Below are 18,681 nucleotides of genomic sequence, written 5' to 3'. Positions count from 1 at the left end.
TAGAGTGTGGCTTAGTTTAAAAAATAAAATAACTCTGGGAATGCTAAATCAATACCTAAGATAATACACAGGATAATGACCCCTGCGATTAAGGTATAAAGTAAAGGGTTCTTCTTTTTTTGTGGTGTTATGAAATCATCATCTATTAACAGCTCAGTATCGTCCCATTGCTCATCTTGCTTTGTAAGTTGCTTATTTTCATCAGCGGGTAGTCGTTGCTCTAATTCGTCAAGTTTTTCTTCTAAACGAATTAAGCTACTGGTGATGTAGTCAAGCGCATCAAATATTTTTTTATCACGCTGAGAGTCAGATGTGGCGGGAGCAGAAAAGCTGTTTGATGGCTTACTAAACGTTTGAATTTTTGTTTCTATTCCCATACTTTTTAGCAACTTTACTTGTTTAAATGCTTTGTCTTTTGCACAGGGAGAAAAAAGTGGTTTACCATTTAAAAAGGCAGTGATTTTATCTTCAGAAACCTTCAGTTTAGCAGCTAAATTAGCGCATGCTATTTCACTATCTGTATTATCAGCTAAGGATAAAAACGTTACACGATATTGTTCAGGCATGAATTATTCACTTATGCTTTATATCAATTAATTGAGTATATAGTAGCATTTATTTTTTAAACGTAAATTATTCAATTTGTTATGCGTACAAAAAAAGCGCCGTATAAAACGGCGCTTTTTAATTAACACTAATTAGCAGGTTATCATTAAAGACCCGCTGCAGCACGAAGTGCTTCGGCTTTATCAGTACGTTCCCATGGGAATTCATCACGACCAAAGTGACCATAAGCCGCTGTTGGTTGGTAAATAGGGCGCTCAAGATCAAGCATTTGAATTAAACCATATGGACGTAAGTCAAAGTGTTGACGAATTAGTTCGATTAAACGCGCTTCTTCTAATTTACTTGTGCCAAATGTTTCAACGCTGATAGAAGTCGGCTCTGCCACACCAATTGCGTAAGATACTTGTAACTCACATTTATCGGCAAGTCCTGCTGCTACAATATTTTTAGCAACATAACGAGCAGCATAAGCAGCACTACGGTCAACTTTTGATGGATCTTTACCAGAGAAAGCACCACCACCATGACGCGCCATACCACCGTATGTATCTACGATGATTTTACGACCTGTTAAACCACAGTCACCCATAGGTCCGCCAATTACAAAGCGACCTGTTGGGTTAATGAAAAATTTAGTTGCGCTAGTAATAAGCTCTGCAGGAAGTACCGGTTTTATGATGGTTTCCATTACGGCTTCTACTAAATCGTTTTGCGAAATAGAATCACAATGCTGAGTAGAAAGTACCACAGCATCAATACCTACCGGTTTACCGTTTTCGTATGCAAAAGTAACCTGTGATTTAGCATCTGGACGTAACCAGTTTAGTTCACCACTTTTACGAACTTGCGCTTGGCGCTGAACTAAACGGTGAGAATAGGTGATCGGTGCAGGCATTAATACTTCTGTTTCGTTACAAGCATAACCAAACATTAGGCCTTGGTCACCAGCACCTTGTTCTTCAGGGCTTGTGCGGTCAACACCTTGGTTAATATCAGGTGATTGCTTACCGATGGTATTTAAAATAGCACATGAGTCTGCATCAAAACCCATATCTGAATGGGTGTAGCCAATTTCACGCACTGTTTTACGGGTGATTTCTTCAATATCAACCCATGCGCTAGTGGTGATTTCGCCACCGACCATGACCATACCTGTTTTTACGTATGTTTCACACGCAACACGTGCATGAGAGTCTTGCTCTAGTATTGCATCAAGTACCGCATCAGAGATTTGATCGGCGATTTTATCCGGATGACCTTCAGAAACTGATTCAGAAGTAAATAAATGTTTTGCCATTGTATTGCTGCTCACAAATATTGCGCTTCACAAACGTCGGTATTAGCGCTAAAAAATTAAGGGGCGTATTTTATCTAAAACAATTCTTCTTGCATAGTGTTTTTACGCCTAGACGTCTAAATAAAATATGTAATCGTTTTTGCTTCTTAAAAAATTTTCATAATGCCTCATTTTTATGGGTTTTTAATTGCACACTACCCCAACAATAAGTAAGAATGGGTATATTAATAAAAACACACTAAATACCCGCGCAAATACATATAAAGGTAGGAGAATTCATGCCATCTCGCAAAGAACTTGCAAATGCTATTCGCGTCTTATCAATGGACGCTGTACAAAAGGCCAAATCTGGTCACCCTGGAGCCCCAATGGGCATGGCAGATATTGCCGAAGTCTTATGGCGCGATTATCTAAAACATAATCCAACTAATCCAGAGTGGGCCGATAGAGACCGATTTATACTTTCTAATGGTCACGGTTCAATGCTTATCTATTCTTTACTGCATTTAAGTGGATACGACTTACCATTAGATGAAATTAAAAACTTCCGTCAAATGCACTCAAAAACCCCAGGCCATCCAGAATATGGATATGCACCGGGTATAGAGACCACTACGGGTCCACTTGGACAAGGGATCACAAATGCTGTGGGTATGGCTATTGCTGAAAAAGCCTTAGCAGCGCAATTTAACCGTGAAGGCCATGATATTGTTGATCACCATACTTATGCCTTTATGGGTGACGGTTGTTTAATGGAAGGTATTTCCCATGAAGCATGTTCACTAGCTGGTACCTTAGGTCTAGGTAAGCTGGTTGCATTTTGGGATGACAACGGCATTTCTATTGATGGTGAAGTAGAAGGTTGGTTTAGCGATGATACTCCTGCGCGTTTTAAAGCATACGGCTGGCATGTTATTAGTGGCGTAGATGGCCATGATAGCGATGCGATCAGTGCCGCAATTAGCGAAGCTAAAAGTGTAACCGACAAACCAACACTTATTTGTTGTAAAACAATTATTGGTTATGGTTCACCAAATAAATCGGGTAGCCATGATTGTCATGGTGCACCTCTGGGCGATGATGAAATTAAAGCATCTCGTGAGTTTTTAGGATGGACGGGCGATGCATTTGAAATCCCTGCTGATATATACAGCGAATGGGATAACAAAGACAAAGGTCAAAAACTAGAAGCAAACTGGGATGATAAATTTGCAGCATACGCAAAAGCATACCCAGAGTTAGCAGCCGAATATAAACGTCGTACCGCAGGTGAGTTACCAGCCGAGTGGACACAAAAATCGCAAGAATACATTGAGCAGTTGCAAGCAAACCCTGCAAATCCAGCATCGCGTAAAGCCTCGCAAAATGCGTTGAATGTATTTGGCCCATTATTACCCGAATTTATGGGTGGATCAGCCGATTTAGCTGGCTCAAATCTAACAATTTGGGAAGGCTCTAAGGGCTTAACCGCTGACGATGCAAGTGGTAACTACGTGTATTACGGTGTACGTGAATTTGGTATGTCGGCAATTATGAATGGTATTGCATTACATAAAGGCTTTATTCCTTATGGTGCTACGTTCTTAATGTTTATGGAATACGCACGTAATGCAGTACGTATGGCCGCATTAATGAAGCAACCCAGCATTTTTGTATATACGCACGATTCAATTGGTTTAGGTGAAGATGGTCCAACTCACCAACCAGTAGAGCAAATAGCGAGCATGCGTTTAACACCTAACCTTTATAACTGGCGCCCGTGTGACCAAGTTGAATCGGCTATTGCATGGCAACAAGCCATTGAGCGTAAAGATGGCCCAACATCGCTTATATTTACTCGCCAAGGTTTAGAGCAACAACCGCGTGATGCACAGCAATTAGCTGATGTGAAAAAAGGCGGTTATGTATTAAGTTGTGATGGTGAACCTGAGCTTATTTTAATTGCGACAGGTTCTGAAGTTCAGCTTGCACAAGACTCTGCAGCGCAGCTTCGTTCACAAGGTAAAAAGGTGCGTGTAGTATCTATGCCATGTACTGATGCATTTGAAGATCAAAGCGCACAATACAAAGAAAGCGTATTACCTGCTAGTGTTTCACGCCGTGTAGCTGTAGAAGCAGGCATTGCTGATTACTGGTATAAATATGTTGGCCTTAATGGTGCTGTAGTGGGTATGACGACCTTTGGTGAGTCTGCACCGGCAAACGAACTGTTTGAGCACTTTGGCTTTACCGTTGATAATATTGTGGCAAAAGCAAACGCATTGTTTTAATCGTATTAGATTAAACCAATAAATATAAAAACCCGCATATAATGCGGGTTTTTTTATGCCTTAACCGTTGGCAAGTGAGAGTATTTCATTTTCAAATCCATGACTTTTGTTGCAAGAGGCAATGCAATCAGGCAGTGTGGTGGCAGATTATTTTAATGAAAATAGAACAATAGGAATGAGTATGTCTGAATTTAAAAATGTCAGTGTAATTAAAAAAGCAAATGTATATTTTGACGGTAAAGTTTCAAGTCGTACCGTTGTGTTTAATGATGGCACAACAAAAACGCTTGGTTTTATGCAACCCGGTGAGTTTGTGTTTGATACCTCTAAAAAAGAACAAATGGAGTTATTAGGTGGTGAGTGGGAAATTTTACTGCCAGGTGAAACACAATGGAAAACATACACCGCAGGTGAGTCATTTTATGTTGATGCAGGCGTTAGCTTTGATGTAAAAGTAAGCGACTTTGCTGATTATTGCTGTTCTTATACTGATTAATACATGATATGCAAAATCGGTACATCACTGATTTTGCATAAACTTTGTTCGAACTTTTATTTTACCCCTACATTAAGGCAAAAAAATTACAAAATAATGCTTTTTTAGCTTGTGTAAATCTAAATAGCCCCCAATACTATTTATGAGGTAATACTAAAAAGGATACCCTATGAAAATTAATCTTTCCGGACACCATGTAGACGTTAATGACTCTATCAGAGAACATATCAACGAAAAATTTTCAAAAATTGCAAATCATTTTCCATCGTTAATTTCACTCGATATTATTTTGTCTAAAGAACATCACAAAATCCAAGTTGAAATTAGTACAATTTATGAAGGTGCGCGAATATCGGTAAAAGGGGAAAACGAAGTTATGTACCCAGCAATAGCCAGCGCATCTAAAAAACTTGATGCGGCACTAAAGCATCGTAAAGGTCAGATAAAAGCACATTTACACGATAAGCCTGAAGTGACTACTCCAGAAATAGCCCACGAAAAAATCCAAGAAATGGACTTAAAGTAAAATAGCTTAAAAGCACAATAAAAAAGAGCCTAACGGCTCTTTTTTATTGCCCGCATTTTAGGTAAGTTATGCATTAAATAAATAAGTTAAGCAAAATATTAATAAAAATATTTTATTACACACTGAATTTGAGAAATTAATGCAGTTTACACACTCTTCTATAAAAGCTCGCTTGGGTGCCTTTGGGCCTGGCATATTAATGGCAACAGCCGCAATCGGTGGCTCTCACCTGGTTGCCTCAACACAAGCCGGTGCATTATTTGGCTGGCAGTTATTTTGGCTAATTCTTGCGGTGAATATTTTAAAATATCCATTTTTCAGATTTGGTATCGAATACACGTTAACAACTAAAAACAGTTTAATACAAGGATATAAAAATAAGGGACCCGTTTATTTATATAGCTTTATTGGCCTTAATATTATTGCCGCTGTGGTTAATACCGCAGGCGTATTATTGCTTACCGCAAGCTTATTACACTACGCTTTGCCGGTCGTTATTGAAGTCACTTTGCTTTGCTGGATTTTATTAGCAAGTTGTTTAGTTATTTTATTATTAGGTCATTTTAAAGCGCTTGATAATGTAGCCAAAGGCATAATGCTAGTATTAACTATTACGACAGTCATCGCTTTGGGAGTTGCCTTAAATAACGGCATGGTTGCCCCTGATAATTATATAGGACCATCACCATATGAACTGGCCATGCTTAGTTTTATGGTGGCATTAATGGGCTGGATGCCAGCCCCAATAGAAATCTCAGCAATTAGCTCATTATGGTTAAAAGAACAGACATCTCAACAAGTTGTAACAAAAAAACAAGGTTTACTAGATTTTAATTTAGGATATTGGTTAACAGCGGTATTGGCATTAATATTTTTTAGTTTAGGTGTTCTGGTACAGTATGGGCAAAGTAATGAAATTGCTATGGGCGGTGTTGCATTTGCTAAACAACTAATCGATATGTATGCCTTTACCATTGGCGAATGGGCAAGGCCGCTGGTGTCTGCCATTGCATTTTTATGTATGTTTGGCACCACTTTGACGGTACTTGATGGTTATGCCCGCACGCTTAATGAATCCTATAAACTATTAGGCTTTAAACAATCTAAACATAGTTTAAATATTTGGCTTGGATTACAAGCATTAAGTGGCATGTTAGTTATTTTGTTTTTTAAATCTGCTTTAGGGCCGATGCTAACCTTTGCTATGACTTTGGCATTTATAACGACCCCAATTTTTGCATGGCTAAACTTTAGTTTAGTTCGTTCTGAATCTGATATTAAACACAGCCTGTTGCTGCAAGGGTTAAGTTGGCTTGGCTTAGTGTATTTAGTCGGATTTGCTGTGGCTTTTGTTGTATGGAAGCTTACAGCCTAGTGTTATCTTATTAAGCATTCTATTTAATACACCTTAATTAACGTTTAAATTATAAGAGGAATACATGGATATTCGAACAGGCGAGCTGGCAAGTACACAAGTTGTTGAACTGCTGCAAGTGCATCATAATGATATGTTAAAGCATTCACCGATTGAAAGTGTGCATGCACTGGATGTCAGTCAATTAGAAAAACCAAGTATCACTTTTTATAGTTTGTGGATTGATAATAATTTAGCGGGTGTTGGCGCATTAAACGCACTAAATGCAACTCATGGCGAAATTAAATCGATGCGTACATCAAGCGACTATTTACGCCAAGGCATAGCCGCCAAATTACTTATGCATATTATTGAGCAATCGACCTTGCGAGGTTACAACAAGCTAAGCTTAGAAACAGGCACTGCTGAGGCATTTCTGCCCGCACAAAAGCTCTACACTCAATTTGGTTTTAAAGCGTGTGAACCGTTTGGTGATTATGAGCTCGATCCGTATAGTCTGTTTATGAGTAAAGAGCTTTGAAGAAACATTAGAGCGACAATGAAATATAAAGTTAAGCATACAGCGCCAGCATTGGATGAATTTACAATTTTACGCTCACAAGTAAAATGGCAAAATCCTGATGATAAAACACTAAAAGTAAGCATTCGAAATTCATTATTTTGGGTCACCGTATACGATACTAACAAGTTAATAGGGGTGGGTAGAGTAATTGGTGATGGCGCAATGTATTTTTATATTCAAGATATTATTGTTGCTCCAAACTATCAAAACCAAGGTATTGGCCATTTAATTATGACCCACATTGAAAACTACCTAAGCAACACCTGCTCTAATGGCACGACAGTCGGTTTATTAAGTGCGCATGGTAAAGAAAGCTTTTATGAACAATACGGTTATTTAAAGCGTGATGGTAGCGCTTTAGGGTTAGGTATGTGTAAGTTTATAGGTAAATAATAATTAGCTTTTATGAGGGGGCCTCATGTAAGATACATTAAAAAAACTAAAAGGAAATAGTATGTTACTCAAACAATTCACCTTACTGTGCTTTATATTAATTATTGCAGGGTGTGGTAATTTTAATGTTAAAACCTCATTGGCTCAAAGCCAAACCAGTTACAGTGATTCAATTGTACAAGCTATTGATATTTCAACTGATGGTCGTTACACCATACTCTCAGATCAAAAAGGGGTTTGTGTTTGGGATAATAAAACAAATCAAAAACTGTACGCATGTATTCCTTTAGATTCCTCTAAACCACGTGAAATGTTAGGCATTGCTGATAATAACGCTGTATTTTTTACCTCTAACCGCATACAAGTTGATCTTTATAATTTGAAGACAGGGCAGCAACTTGGTAGTTGGTCCACTGGACATAATATTATTGGTGATTTAACTATTTCAGCAGATGGGAAGTTAATTGCATTAGGCTACAAAACTGGCAGTGCAAGTATTATTGATATCGACAAAAACAAGGTAAATACCTTTAAAATCCATCGTTTAGATATTAACTCTATTGCGTTAACTAAAGCCGAAAATATAGTTATTAGTGGCTCTAGTGATAAGTTTGTAAAAGTATGGCGTACTGATACAGGCGAAGTACTACAAAGTGTTAAGTTACCGACACGTGTGAACCATGTCGATATTAGCCCCGATGGTAAATTGGGATTGGCGATTGATGCGTTAGGCGAACGTATGTTGTTCAACAGTGAAAACGGTGAAGAGCTTGCATCTTTGCAAATTAACGCACGGTTTTTAGAAATTAATGATTCTGTATTCTCTAAAGATAACAAATGGCTTTTAACGGGCTCACCCAATAGAAAAGCAAGGCTTTGGCAAGTGTCAGATGGACAGCTAATGGCTGAATGGGAGACTTATAAAAAGGCGGGTCGCGATAGAGCATCAGTACTCGCTGTGTCATTTTTTGCAGGCAATAAAGCAATCACTAACACCAGTGATGGGATGCAACAAGTATGGCCAATTCCTAAATTTGATTAACAAGTTTTATAATTTAATCTATAACAATTTTATTTTCAAAAAGGTGTTAATGACAGTGTGTATTTAACACCTTTTTAAGATTTTAACTCAATTCTTTTATTGCCTTACTTATCCCATCTAACGTGAGGGGGTACATTCTGTTATTCATCAACTGCTTTATAAAATCAATTGACTGATAGTACGGCCAATGCGTCACCGGTTGAGGATTTAGCCACGCAACTTTATCAAAGTGGTGGGTGACACGTTGTAACCATACACTGCCGGGCTCCTCGTTGTAATGCTCTACCGAGCCGCCGGGGTAGGCTATTTCGTATGGGCCCATCGTGGCATCACCGACAAAGATCACTTTGTAGTCGCTGGTAAATTTATTAAGCAGTGACATAGTATCAATCACATTAGAATGGCGGCGCTGGTTGTCCTGCCACACGTGCTCGTATAAACAGTTATGAAAGTAGTAGAACTCCAAATGCTTAAACTCGCTGTGGGCTGCACTAAATAACTCTTCGCAGGTGTGAATGTAGTCATCCATTGAACCGCCGATATCAAAAAGCATCAATACCTTAACGGCATTATGGCGCTCGGGGGCCATTTTTACATCTAGCATGCCACCTTGCTTGGCGGTCGCGCGAATAGTTTCGTTTAAATCTAGTATGTCGCTTGCGCCCGTACGAGCAAATTTACGTAGTTTTTTAAGAGCGAGTTTAATTGTGCGTGAGCCAATTTCTCGATCAGAATCTAAATTACGATATTCACGTTTGTCCCACACTTTAACTGCTTGGCGGTTGCGGTTACCATTTTGCCCGATACGGACACCTTCAGGATTATACCCATAGGCACCAAAGGGAGATGTGCCACCAGTACCGACCCATTTATTACCACCAGCGTGACGCTTTTGTTGCTCTTCGAGGCGCGCTTTAAGGGTTTTCATGAGCTCATCAAGTCCGCCCATCGCTTTAAGCTGGGCTTTTTCTTCATCACTTAGGTGTTTTTCAAACTCTTTACGTAGCCAATCTTCAGGTAGGTTGTGCTGCTGTTTTAAGCTTTCTAATAAGTCGATGTCGGCAATGCCACTAAAATAGTCACTAAATGCTTTGTCAAAACGATCAAAGTGAGTTTCATCTTTAACCATGATAGTACGTGCAAGGTGGTAAAAGCCGTCTATATCAGCAAATATAACCCCTTTTTTTAAGGCGTTAATTAAATCGAGAAGTTCGCGTAAACTCACGGGTAAACGGTATTTACGCAGCGTGAAAAAAAACTGTACTAACATGTTAAGGCCTGTTTATCTTTCAAGGTTAAATTTGCAGCAGTATGTTTGGTGTTTAGGCAAGGCAGAGCCTAGTAGTGTGGATATTTGGCATAAATAGGCGATTACACAGCATAGATACCAAACACGCGCTGCCTGAAAGCTCAACAAGTCCTAGCGGCTCATTAACGCCAGTTTTTCGATTAAGCTTATATCTTGCTCATTTTTTAAAAGCGCACCAAACATTGGCATTAAGCCGCCTTTTTGACTTTTATCGTGCAGGGTTTTAGCGTCGATGTCTTCAGCCATGAGTAGCTTTAACCAATCTAACAGTTCGCTGGTTGAGGGTTTCTTTTTAAGGCCATTTGCATCGCGTAGGTTAAAGAATACGTCGAGCGCTTGGCGAACTAACTCTTGTTTTACATCGGGATAGTGCACATCGATAATTTGCTGCATTTCATCTGTACTTGGAAAATCAATATAATGAAAAAAGCAGCGGCGTAAAAATGCATCCGGCAACTCTTTTTCATTGTTTGAAGTGATAATCACAATAGGGCGCTCTTTAGCGACAACACGCTCGTTTGTTTCGTAAACATGAAATTCCATTTTATCGAGCTCAAGCAGTAAGTCGTTAGGAAATTCAATATCGGCTTTGTCTATCTCATCAATTAACAAAACAGGGCGTTTGCCGTTCAGTTCTGCATAGTTAAATGCTTGCCACAGTTTACCTTTAACAATGTAGTTACCAATATTATGTACACGCTCGTCACCAAGTTGGCTATCTCGTAGGCGCGAAACCGCATCATACTCGTACAAACCTTGTTGAGCTTTGGTTGTAGATTTAATGTGCCATTGAATAAGCTCAGTATCTAAACTATTGGCAAGTTCTTGTGCCAGCATGGTTTTACCTGTCCCCGGTTCACCTTTTATTAAAAGTGGTTTTTCGAGCATGATGGCAGCATTAACCGCTTGCTTTAATGCCTCGGTGGCGATGTAATTTTCGGTAGAAGTAAAGTGCACAATATTCTCCATCTGGTCAGAGCAGTTGTTTGTTTTGCTATAATGCCACAGTTATTCTTCATCGCCAATATAGGCAAATCTTGGAATCGTTTCGCCATTTTTTTCTACCGCTTCTGTAAACATGCTTAATGGTCTAGCCCATATACCAAACTCGCCGTAAAGGGCTTGATAAATAACTAATTGTTCTTCAGTTTCGCTATGGGTAGCAAGGTGAAGCACTTTATATTTTGCGCCTTTGTAATGATGATATAAACCCGGTTTTATTGCTGTAGTCATGCTGCGTTCTCTTGTATAATATGATTTGCTTTTATTATGCCAAAGATTACACCAATACTATGAATTATATTTCGTTAGATGATTACAAAAAAGCGTGGGTATTTCGTCATAAAGACATGCCTGTTTCTGCTGAAGATGCAAAGCGTATTAAGCCTATGGCTAAAGAACGTGCCGCTGTATTGTGGAGCACAATGGTAAGCCGTGTTCACGACCACCCAGATTTTTTTGATACCAGTGATTGGTGTGGGCTCGAAGAAAATTTCTCGCACGATATTAATTGGCAAGATGTATGGGAAGTGTCAGGAGCTGCTCTTCCTGAAGAAATCATCACTCATCTAGGGTGGGAAGCTAACACTACGGTGTATTTTTGTATGGCGCGTGACAACATTATAGAAACAACCTTTGATGTATTTAAGCGCAATTGGCAAAGTTTTATGTTTTTAGCTGACGGTAGTTTATTAATTGGCAAAAAGCGCACAACGGTTGCGCAGTTTTTAGAAACAGGTAACGCTAAGTTAGGCGAAAAGCCAAAAGGCTAGTTTAGCTTAAAAATCAGTCAGTACTGTGTTATAAAATACGTATCTAAATGGTTTTGAGTAGTCCGATTGGCAGCAAGCAAACAATTAATTGATGGGCATCAACAAAGTGAAATTTGGCAAACTGATTTGCAAAAAGTGGTGTATGCCCATTTATGTAATGCATTTTATCAGCGAGAGGTACAGCGTTTAGTCGCTGAACCAAGCCCTGAGCGGCTGCGTAGGCAATTAAAAAGTTTGCCGTTTTATATAGAGCGAGCAGCGTCATTAGTTGTTAATGGAGGCTCTCCACTGGAACTAGATGCACAAAATGGCACTTGGTTGGCAAAGCAAAAGCCAACAGTACCACAGTCAGAGCCACAGACTAATTATGCTTTTTTTAGTGTTTATGCCAAGGTTGGGTTAATAATACCTGTGTTAATAAATGCATATGGTTTAGTTAAAATAAAACTAGATTGTGTAGACCAAATTGCTGATAACCAAATACATTGCAACGAATTAGGCTGGTTTGATTACCAAGGAATATCGCTTGAGCAGCAACCATTTTTTGCACTAAAGCCCAATAAAAGCTTAATGGCTGCGGGGTGTTGCGGGCATCAGTGGCAGCACACTAAACGTTGTTCGCCAAGAGTGTTATCGCTTAGAGAGATGCTACTGGCTACCAATATTAATTGGCGTAATCTCAAGCAAACATTAGTTTAATTTAAATAAAACACTGGGGTGTTCAATGCGACTTTTTCAATTTACTTTATTGTGCTTGGCGCTGTTTATACAATATCGATTTTGGTTTGGCCACAATGGCGCTAACGACTACAACCGTTTAAAAACAGCGGTAGAGTTACATGAACAAACAAACGATAAATTAATAAAAAGAAACAAAGTATTAAAAGCCGATATTGACGATTTAAAACTAGGTCAAGAAGGCGTAGAAGAGCGTGCACGTAACGAACTAGGAATGATTAAGCCGGGTGAAACATTTATTCGTGTTTTACCTGCGCAAACCCACTATGACAATTAAGCAAACAATTTCAGCAATTGTTCCAGCCGCGGGTGTTGGCTCGCGTATGAAACACAGCGCGCCTAAGCAGTATATTCAATTAGCTGGCCAAACTATCTTAGAGCATACCTTAGCTAAACTTAGCTGCTTAGAGCAATTAAGCCGTATTGTTGTTGCCGTTAGTGATGATGATCCATTTTATGAGCAACTTACTTTTTCCGATAAACGAATTAACAGGGTTAGTGGTGGAAAAGAGCGTGCTGACTCGGTGCTCAATGCGCTGTTATCGTTAGCCGATAATCCACCTGATTGGGTGCTAGTACATGATGCTGCCCGTCCACTTGTTGAGCTTAATGATATCACCCGTTTAATAGAGCAATGCATGCGGGTAAGCGAAGGGGGGATTTTAGCGAGTAAGGTAAAAGATACGATTAAACGCGGAATTAGCCATAGTAAACAAACAGTCCCCCGTGATGATTTATGGCAAGCTCTTACGCCGCAACTTTTTAAATACGATGATTTAACACACGCTTTGCAAAATGCGTTGGCAAATAATGTTGCAATTACTGATGAGGCATCGGCAATAGAGTGGGCTAATAAACCAGTGCAACTTGTTTCTGGGCGCAGTGATAATATTAAAATAACCACTCCCGAGGATTTAGATTTAGCGGGATTTTTACTTCAAAAACAAAAAAATGAGAGTGCTTTATGATGCGAATTGGTCATGGTTTCGACGTGCATAAATTTGGCGGCGAAGGGCCGATAACCATTTGTGGTGAGAAAATAGATTACCCGCAAGGTTTTTTAGCACATTCAGATGGTGATGTTGCTATTCATGCTTTATGCGATGCCATTTTAGGGGCATTAGCGTTAGGTGATATAGGGAAGCACTTTCCAGATACCGCGAGTGAGTACGAAAACATTGATAGCCGTATTTTATTGCGCCATGTTGTTGATTTAGCAAAGCAAAAAGGCTACACATTAGGGAATGGTGATGTGACTATTGTTGCACAAGCGCCTAAAATGTTGCCACATATACACGCTATGCGTAAAAACCTTGCAAGTGATTTAAACTGTGATCTTGAACAAATAAATATCAAAGCAACCACCACCGAAAAGCTTGGTTTTGAAGGACGTAAAGAAGGGATTTCTAGCCATGCTGTTGTGATTATGAGTAAAGCAACGTTATGAGTGATTTAAATTATCTTTATGGGGTTCCCCTTGCCAGTGCCGACTTTAAAACAATAGCTGAAGACTTTGTTGTTGATGAAGAACTTGGGATTGATTTTACCGGTAAGGGCGAGCATGTATGCTTACAAGTGGTTAAAAAAGGCGAAAACACACAATATGTTGCTAAATTAATTGCGCAAAAAGCGAATGTACCAGTACGAGAAGTTAGTTACTCTGGGATGAAAGACCGTCATGGCGTTTGTAGTCAGTGGTTTAGTGTTAAGGTGCCAATAAAAAAGCATATCGATTTTAGTGAACTTAACAGCGATAGTCTTTTTGTACTTTCGCAACAGCGCCATGAAAGAAAGTTAAGAACGGGGTGCCATAAAGGTAATAAATTTACTATTACTTTGCGTAATGTTACTCAGCCATTAGACATACTGTGTAGAATTAACGCAGTACGAAGTGGGGTGCCTAACTACTTTGGCGAGCAGCGCTTTGGTCGTGATGGTCATAACTTAGTGATGGCCGAAAAAATGTTTGCAGGTGAACGTATTCGCGATAAGAAGTTACGCGGTATTATCATTTCAGCTGCCCGCTCTCATATTTTTAATCAAATTGTCAGCAAACGAGTGCATGAACATGGTTTGGCTAAAACAATGCACCGCGAAGTCTTTATGCTCAGTGGTAGTAACGCCTTTTTTGAAGATGCGATTAGTGATGAAAACATCGCACGATTGGCTTCCGGCGATATTGTTATGTCGGCTCCAATGGCTGGAACAAGTGAAAAAGGCCTGACCGAAATAGAAAAAGACTGGTTAAAGCCTTATCAAAATTGGTGTGATGGATTAGGTGAGTTAGGACTGAAAAACGAGCGCCGAATGCTTCGTTTAATACCGCAAAATTTAGCTGTAGAAACACTAAACGAAACAACGTTAAAACTAAGCTTTAGCTTACCAAAAGGGTGCTTTGCTACCGCATTATTACGAGAGTTGGTAAATTACACCGATGCTAGCCCAAAAGATAAAAAAGAAAAGGACAGCAAAAATGAAGATACTTCTGAGCAATGACGATGGCGTAAATGCAAAAGGGATTGCTGTTTTATACTCGGCACTGACAAAAATAGCCGATGTGACATTAGTTGCACCAGATCGTAATTGTAGTGGTGCCAGTAATTCACTCACGTTAATTAACCCATTACGAAGTACAACGCTTGAAAATGGTTTTATATCTGTTAACGGCACACCGACTGATTGTGTCCACTTAGGTGTAAATCAACTGGTCGATGAAAAACCCGACCTCGTCGTTGCTGGTATTAATCATGGGGCTAATCTCGGTGACGACACCTTATATTCCGGAACCGTTGCTGCAGCAACTGAAGGGCGGCATTTAGGTTTACCGGCTATTGCTGTGTCATTGTGCTCGCATGACGGGACGTATTTTGAAACTGCAGCACAAGTTACCGTTAATATAATTAAAGGCTTAGCTTCACACCCGTTACCAAAAGATCAAATATTAAATTTAAACGTGCCTGATATTCCTTATGATGATTTAAAAGGAGTAAAAGTGACGCGTTTAGGGGCTCGTCATAAAGCCGAAACAATGACAAAGCAAACCGATCCATGGGGGCGAGATATATATTGGTATGGTTCATTAGGCAGCGAAAGTGATGCAGGGGAAGGCACAGACTTTAATGCGATTAATAATGGTTATGCATCAGTGACACCTTTAAGTGTTGATATGACAGCAAATGAAAGTATTGAAGCGGTGTCAAACTGGTTATCCGATCTGGAGATAAATCGTGTTGGCTAATTACTCTCGCAGTGCACAAGCCCTTGCCGATTTATTATCACGTGAAGGCGTAGAAGATACAAAAGTGTTAAGTGCGATAGCACAGATACCACGCCACCTTTTTATTGATGATGTGCTCAAGCATAAAGCGTATGAGAATACCGCATTACCAATAGGGCAAGGGCAAACGATTTCACAGCCTTATATTGTTGCCCGTATGACAGAGCTTTTACACTTAGCAGGAGTGCGAGACAAAGTACTTGAAATAGGCACTGGTTCTGGGTATCAAACCGCAGTTCTGGCTAAAACGTTTAACAAAATATACTCCGTTGAGCGCATCAAAGCTTTACAATGGCAAGCTAAGCGTCGGTTACATCAACTCGATTTATATAATGTATCTATGAAACATGGTGATGGTTGGCAAGGGTGGCAGTCGCAAGCTCCTTTTGATGGAATAATAGTGACGGCGGCAGCTGCAAAACTACCGGCAGAGCTACTTAACCAATTAACCGATGGCGGTGTGTTATTAGCACCTATTGGCGAACAAGAACAAAAATTAGTTATGATCATTCGCAAAGGAACTGAATTTTCAGAGCATGTCATTGCGCCTGTGCGTTTTGTACCCTTGGTACCTGGTGATATTGAATAGGAATTCACATTGAAGTTATTTACAAAGTTGTACGATATGGCCTTAGTATGGGCTAAACACCGTCATGCTGAACGCTACTTAGCGGGTATGAGTTTTGCTGAGTCGGTTATTTTCCCTGTTCCACCTGATGTTATGTTAGCTCCTATGTCGCTTGCTCAGCCTAGTAAGGCGTGGCGTTTTGCAACCTTTGCTACGGTTGCCTCTGTGATTGGCGGTATTTTAGGTTATTTTCTCGGTTTTTGGTTATTTGAACCTGTGGTCGAGCCTTTAATAGCGCAGATGCACTGGCAAGATAAGTTTGACACTGCACTTAATTGGTTCAAAGAATATGGTGTTTGGGTTGTGTTTTTAGCGGGCTTTTCTCCTATTCCCTATAAAGTGTTTACTATTGGAGCTGGGGTAATGCATATGGCCTTTTTTCCCTTTTTAATTGCTTCAGCGATTGGTCGTGGAGCACGCTTTTTTTTAGTGTCAGCATTGATGAAATGGGGAGGAGTGAAAATGGAGGCAAAATTACGACAGTATATAGAAATCCTTGGTTGGGGGATGGTGGCTTTAATCGCAATAGTTTATTTATTACTTCGTTAATAGATTAAAGGAATGCTTTAAGGCGCTTAGGAGCTCATTACGATGAAAAAACACTGCATATTGCATGTTATATTCTTTTTTAATTTATTATTACTTGGCTGCTCATCGCGTAATGCCCCTGCCCCTGTCAGTAGCCTAAATAGTAATGTTAATGATTCGATACATAGTTTTAACATTTATAATGGTGATTATACCGTAAGAAAGCATGATACTCTTTATTCTATTTCATTCAGTTCAGGTGTTGATTTTAGAGAGTTAGCTAAAATTAATTCAATATCAGCACCTTACGTTATTTACCCCGGCCAAGTTATTTCATTAATCCCTTCAAGTAATAAAATAATAGCGAAACAAAATGTTAAAAAAACACCTAAAAAGACCAATATAATTAAACAAAAAAATAACAAAAAATTAAATAAAGAGCTTGATAAGCCAAAACAACGAGAGTATGTTAAACCTAAAGTTAGTAATAAAGTTAGTCATTCAAAGCATTTATCAAATAATAAAATAAAGTGGATTTGGCCAGCTAAAGGAAAGATTGCCAAGCACTTTTCTAATAAAGAAAATGGGTACAAAGGTTTACAAATTACTAATAAAAAAGGAGCGCCTGTTTTAGCTGCTGCAAAAGGGACTGTTGTATATGCAGGTAATGCATTAAGGGGCTATGGTAATTTAATTATTCTAAAACATAATGATGATTACTTAAGCGCCTATGCTCACAACTCTAAATTATTGGTTAAAGAAAAACAGGAAATAAATGCAGGTCAGAAAATAGCAGAGATTGGTAATTCGGAATCACCAGTAACAGCTCTTCGTTTTGAAATACGTTATAGAGGAAAGGCTGTAAACCCTGCTAAATATCTACCCTGATCACTGGTATTGATATCTCGCTTGGGAGAAGGCTTATGGCTAACGTAGCACAAAGTACACGTAAACAAAAAACACACGACAATGTTGACGACAATATTGTAACGCAAGATGTTGGCTTGCTAGATGAAACCGAAACTGAAGATACGGTGGTTAAAGAAGAGGTAGTTAAAAACCTCGATGCTACACAAATGTATTTAGGTGAAATTGGTTTTTCTCCTCTACTAAGTGCCGAAGAAGAAGTATTTTTTGCAAGAAAGTCATTAAAAGGCTGTGAAGCCTCTCGTAAGCGTATGATTGAAAGCAATTTACGATTGGTAGTAAAAATAGCGCGTAGATACAATAACCGCGGATTAGCTTTACTAGATTTAGTAGAGGAAGGCAATTTAGGGTTAATAAGAGCGGTTGAAAAATTTGATCCTGAACGTGGTTTTCGTTTTTCAACATATGCTACTTGGTGGATACGTCAAACTATTGAACGTGCAATAATGAACCAAACCCGCACTATTCGCTTACCTATTCATGTTGTAAAAGAGCTTAACGTTTATTTACGTACCGCCCGCGAGTTAACACAAAAACTTGACCACGAACCTACCGCTGAAGAAATAGCACAACGTTTAGATAAACCCGTTGAAGATGTAACAAAAATATTACGTTTAAATGAGCGTATTACCTCTGTTGATACGCCAATAGGCGGCGAAAATGACAGTGCTTTATTAGATATTATAGCCGATGAAAAAAGTACGGGGCCTGAAGGTGAAGTACAAAATAATGATATAAATAAACATATTATTGATTGGCTTGGTGAATTAAACCCTAAACAACGCGAAGTACTAGCACGACGTTTTGGTTTATTAGGTTACGAGCCATCAACACTTGAAGATGTTGGCAGAGAAATCGGTTTAACTCGCGAACGTGTAAGACAAATACAGGTAGAGGCACTACGCCGCTTAAAAGATATTTTAAAGCAAGAGGGGTTAAGCATAGAAAGCTTGTTTGATCAGTTTTCTTAGTTT

The 18,681-nt window shown here is 39.2% G+C and carries 23 protein-coding genes; 18 read left to right on the top strand and 5 right to left on the bottom strand.

The features are described from left to right. Window positions 1-11: 11 nt before the first annotated feature. Both J8L70_RS01860 and metK read right to left on the bottom strand, forming a co-directional pair. Window positions 12-566 carry a hypothetical protein gene (locus tag J8L70_RS01860; protein WP_211053768.1) on the bottom strand — a complete coding sequence of 185 codons (555 nt, stop codon included), beginning with the start codon at window positions 564-566 and terminating at the stop codon, window positions 12-14. 146 nt (window positions 567-712) lie between these two features. Continuing rightward, the gene (gene metK, locus J8L70_RS01855) at window positions 713-1,864 is read right to left on the bottom strand and encodes a methionine adenosyltransferase (protein WP_211053767.1); all 1,152 of its coding nucleotides are present in this window, start codon (window positions 1,862-1,864) and stop codon (window positions 713-715) included. A gap of 278 nt (window positions 1,865-2,142) precedes the next feature. Here metK and tkt point away from each other — a divergent pair, with 278 nt between their 5' ends. The 7 genes from tkt (at window position 2,143) to J8L70_RS01820 (ending at window position 8,528) form a co-directional block, all read left to right on the top strand. Next, complete coding sequence (gene tkt / locus J8L70_RS01850) at window positions 2,143-4,134, top strand: transketolase (RefSeq protein ID WP_211053766.1); 1,992 nt, start codon at window positions 2,143-2,145, stop codon at window positions 4,132-4,134. A 181-nt stretch (window positions 4,135-4,315) separates the two neighbouring features. Continuing rightward, window positions 4,316-4,630, top strand: coding sequence for a pyrimidine/purine nucleoside phosphorylase (locus J8L70_RS01845; RefSeq protein WP_211053765.1), 315 nt, complete (start codon window positions 4,316-4,318; stop codon window positions 4,628-4,630). A gap of 169 nt (window positions 4,631-4,799) precedes the next feature. Then, a complete protein-coding gene (gene raiA / locus J8L70_RS01840) occupies window positions 4,800-5,156 on the top strand; it encodes a ribosome-associated translation inhibitor RaiA (RefSeq protein WP_211053764.1) in 357 nt (118 codons plus the stop codon). A 139-nt stretch (window positions 5,157-5,295) separates the two neighbouring features. Further along, entirely contained in the window at window positions 5,296-6,531 is a 1,236-nt protein-coding gene (locus tag J8L70_RS01835; protein WP_211053763.1) for a divalent metal cation transporter, read from the top strand. 64 nt (window positions 6,532-6,595) lie between these two features. Then, on the top strand, window positions 6,596-7,051 hold the full coding sequence (locus J8L70_RS01830; protein WP_211053762.1) for a GNAT family N-acetyltransferase: 456 nt from the start codon (window positions 6,596-6,598) through the stop codon (window positions 7,049-7,051). An 18-nt stretch (window positions 7,052-7,069) separates the two neighbouring features. Next, the gene (locus J8L70_RS01825) at window positions 7,070-7,486 is read left to right on the top strand and encodes a GNAT family N-acetyltransferase (protein WP_211053761.1); all 417 of its coding nucleotides are present in this window, start codon (window positions 7,070-7,072) and stop codon (window positions 7,484-7,486) included. Between the two features lie 61 nt (window positions 7,487-7,547). Beyond that, the gene (locus J8L70_RS01820; RefSeq protein WP_211053760.1) at window positions 7,548-8,528 is read left to right on the top strand and encodes a hypothetical protein; all 981 of its coding nucleotides are present in this window, start codon (window positions 7,548-7,550) and stop codon (window positions 8,526-8,528) included. Between the two features lie 82 nt (window positions 8,529-8,610). Here the strand turns inward: J8L70_RS01820 and J8L70_RS01815 are convergent, their stop codons facing one another. The 3 genes from J8L70_RS01815 to J8L70_RS01805 all read right to left on the bottom strand — a co-directional run bounded on the left by J8L70_RS01815 (window position 8,611) and on the right by J8L70_RS01805 (window position 11,070). Beyond that, window positions 8,611-9,798 carry a VWA domain-containing protein gene (locus J8L70_RS01815; RefSeq protein ID WP_211053759.1) on the bottom strand — a complete coding sequence of 396 codons (1,188 nt, stop codon included), beginning with the start codon at window positions 9,796-9,798 and terminating at the stop codon, window positions 8,611-8,613. 150 nt (window positions 9,799-9,948) lie between these two features. Then, a complete protein-coding gene (locus tag J8L70_RS01810; RefSeq protein WP_211053758.1) occupies window positions 9,949-10,794 on the bottom strand; it encodes a MoxR family ATPase in 846 nt (281 codons plus the stop codon). Window positions 10,795-10,845: 51 nt separating this feature from the next. Next, window positions 10,846-11,070, bottom strand: coding sequence for a DUF1653 domain-containing protein (locus J8L70_RS01805; protein ID WP_211053757.1), 225 nt, complete (start codon window positions 11,068-11,070; stop codon window positions 10,846-10,848). Between the two features lie 59 nt (window positions 11,071-11,129). Between J8L70_RS01805 and J8L70_RS01800 the strand changes: the two genes are divergently transcribed. From J8L70_RS01800 to rpoS, 11 genes are all read left to right on the top strand, one after another. Further along, window positions 11,130-11,609, top strand: a complete 480-nt coding sequence (locus J8L70_RS01800) for a DUF2947 domain-containing protein (protein ID WP_211053756.1) — start codon at window positions 11,130-11,132, stop codon at window positions 11,607-11,609. Between the two features lie 66 nt (window positions 11,610-11,675). Beyond that, a complete protein-coding gene (locus tag J8L70_RS01795; protein ID WP_211053755.1) occupies window positions 11,676-12,308 on the top strand; it encodes a hypothetical protein in 633 nt (210 codons plus the stop codon). Between the two features lie 25 nt (window positions 12,309-12,333). Continuing rightward, window positions 12,334-12,624 (top strand): cell division protein FtsB, encoded by a 291-nt coding sequence (ftsB, locus tag J8L70_RS01790; protein ID WP_211053754.1) that lies wholly within the window; start codon window positions 12,334-12,336, stop codon window positions 12,622-12,624. Beyond that, window positions 12,614-13,315 carry a 2-C-methyl-D-erythritol 4-phosphate cytidylyltransferase gene (gene ispD / locus J8L70_RS01785; RefSeq protein WP_211053753.1) on the top strand — a complete coding sequence of 234 codons (702 nt, stop codon included), beginning with the start codon at window positions 12,614-12,616 and terminating at the stop codon, window positions 13,313-13,315. The genes ftsB and ispD overlap by 11 nt, the downstream gene beginning before the upstream one ends. Further along, on the top strand, window positions 13,312-13,794 hold the full coding sequence (ispF, locus tag J8L70_RS01780) for a 2-C-methyl-D-erythritol 2,4-cyclodiphosphate synthase (RefSeq protein ID WP_211053752.1): 483 nt from the start codon (window positions 13,312-13,314) through the stop codon (window positions 13,792-13,794). Before ispD ends, ispF begins: the two co-directional genes overlap by 4 nt. Continuing rightward, the gene (locus J8L70_RS01775; protein ID WP_211053751.1) at window positions 13,791-14,843 is read left to right on the top strand and encodes a tRNA pseudouridine(13) synthase TruD; all 1,053 of its coding nucleotides are present in this window, start codon (window positions 13,791-13,793) and stop codon (window positions 14,841-14,843) included. The genes ispF and J8L70_RS01775 overlap by 4 nt, the downstream gene beginning before the upstream one ends. Then, window positions 14,821-15,585, top strand: coding sequence for a 5'/3'-nucleotidase SurE (gene surE / locus J8L70_RS01770; RefSeq protein ID WP_211053750.1), 765 nt, complete (start codon window positions 14,821-14,823; stop codon window positions 15,583-15,585). Before J8L70_RS01775 ends, surE begins: the two co-directional genes overlap by 23 nt. Beyond that, on the top strand, window positions 15,575-16,213 hold the full coding sequence (locus J8L70_RS01765) for a protein-L-isoaspartate(D-aspartate) O-methyltransferase (RefSeq protein WP_211053749.1): 639 nt from the start codon (window positions 15,575-15,577) through the stop codon (window positions 16,211-16,213). The genes surE and J8L70_RS01765 overlap by 11 nt, the downstream gene beginning before the upstream one ends. Before the next feature lie 9 nt (window positions 16,214-16,222). After that, window positions 16,223-16,801, top strand: a complete 579-nt coding sequence (locus J8L70_RS01760; RefSeq protein WP_211053748.1) for a YqaA family protein — start codon at window positions 16,223-16,225, stop codon at window positions 16,799-16,801. Between the two features lie 42 nt (window positions 16,802-16,843). Beyond that, window positions 16,844-17,668 (top strand): peptidoglycan DD-metalloendopeptidase family protein, encoded by an 825-nt coding sequence (locus J8L70_RS01755; RefSeq protein ID WP_211053747.1) that lies wholly within the window; start codon window positions 16,844-16,846, stop codon window positions 17,666-17,668. A 35-nt stretch (window positions 17,669-17,703) separates the two neighbouring features. Then, window positions 17,704-18,678: an RNA polymerase sigma factor RpoS gene (gene rpoS / locus J8L70_RS01750; protein WP_211053746.1), complete on the top strand. Its 975-nt coding sequence runs from the start codon at window positions 17,704-17,706 to the stop codon at window positions 18,676-18,678. The last annotated feature ends 3 nt before the right edge of the window (window positions 18,679-18,681 follow it).

The organism is Pseudoalteromonas sp. MMG010, from assembly GCF_018100905.1.
GTDB lineage: Bacteria > Pseudomonadota > Gammaproteobacteria > Enterobacterales > Alteromonadaceae > Pseudoalteromonas.
Note: the sequence above shows the minus strand (reverse complement) of the source record. Positions and strands in the feature narration are given on the sequence as shown.

Coding starts and splice junctions, on each gene's coding strand:
- ispD (WP_211053753.1), top strand. CDS start 12,614: ATGACAATTAAGCAAACAATTTCAGCAATTGTTCCAGCCGCGGGTGTT.
- ftsB (WP_211053754.1), top strand. CDS start 12,334: ATGCGACTTTTTCAATTTACTTTATTGTGCTTGGCGCTGTTTATACAA.
- J8L70_RS01805 (WP_211053757.1), bottom strand. CDS start 11,070: ATGACTACAGCAATAAAACCGGGTTTATATCATCATTACAAAGGCGCA.
- J8L70_RS01815 (WP_211053759.1), bottom strand. CDS start 9,798: ATGTTAGTACAGTTTTTTTTCACGCTGCGTAAATACCGTTTACCCGTG.
- J8L70_RS01825 (WP_211053761.1), top strand. CDS start 7,070: ATGAAATATAAAGTTAAGCATACAGCGCCAGCATTGGATGAATTTACA.
- J8L70_RS01835 (WP_211053763.1), top strand. CDS start 5,296: ATGCAGTTTACACACTCTTCTATAAAAGCTCGCTTGGGTGCCTTTGGG.
- raiA (WP_211053764.1), top strand. CDS start 4,800: ATGAAAATTAATCTTTCCGGACACCATGTAGACGTTAATGACTCTATC.
- metK (WP_211053767.1), bottom strand. CDS start 1,864: ATGGCAAAACATTTATTTACTTCTGAATCAGTTTCTGAAGGTCATCCG.
- J8L70_RS01775 (WP_211053751.1), top strand. CDS start 13,791: ATGAGTGATTTAAATTATCTTTATGGGGTTCCCCTTGCCAGTGCCGAC.
- tkt (WP_211053766.1), top strand. CDS start 2,143: ATGCCATCTCGCAAAGAACTTGCAAATGCTATTCGCGTCTTATCAATG.
- J8L70_RS01800 (WP_211053756.1), top strand. CDS start 11,130: ATGAATTATATTTCGTTAGATGATTACAAAAAAGCGTGGGTATTTCGT.
- J8L70_RS01845 (WP_211053765.1), top strand. CDS start 4,316: ATGTCTGAATTTAAAAATGTCAGTGTAATTAAAAAAGCAAATGTATAT.
- ispF (WP_211053752.1), top strand. CDS start 13,312: ATGATGCGAATTGGTCATGGTTTCGACGTGCATAAATTTGGCGGCGAA.
- rpoS (WP_211053746.1), top strand. CDS start 17,704: ATGGCTAACGTAGCACAAAGTACACGTAAACAAAAAACACACGACAAT.
- surE (WP_211053750.1), top strand. CDS start 14,821: ATGAAGATACTTCTGAGCAATGACGATGGCGTAAATGCAAAAGGGATT.
- J8L70_RS01830 (WP_211053762.1), top strand. CDS start 6,596: ATGGATATTCGAACAGGCGAGCTGGCAAGTACACAAGTTGTTGAACTG.
- J8L70_RS01820 (WP_211053760.1), top strand. CDS start 7,548: ATGTTACTCAAACAATTCACCTTACTGTGCTTTATATTAATTATTGCA.
- J8L70_RS01755 (WP_211053747.1), top strand. CDS start 16,844: ATGAAAAAACACTGCATATTGCATGTTATATTCTTTTTTAATTTATTA.
- J8L70_RS01860 (WP_211053768.1), bottom strand. CDS start 566: ATGCCTGAACAATATCGTGTAACGTTTTTATCCTTAGCTGATAATACA.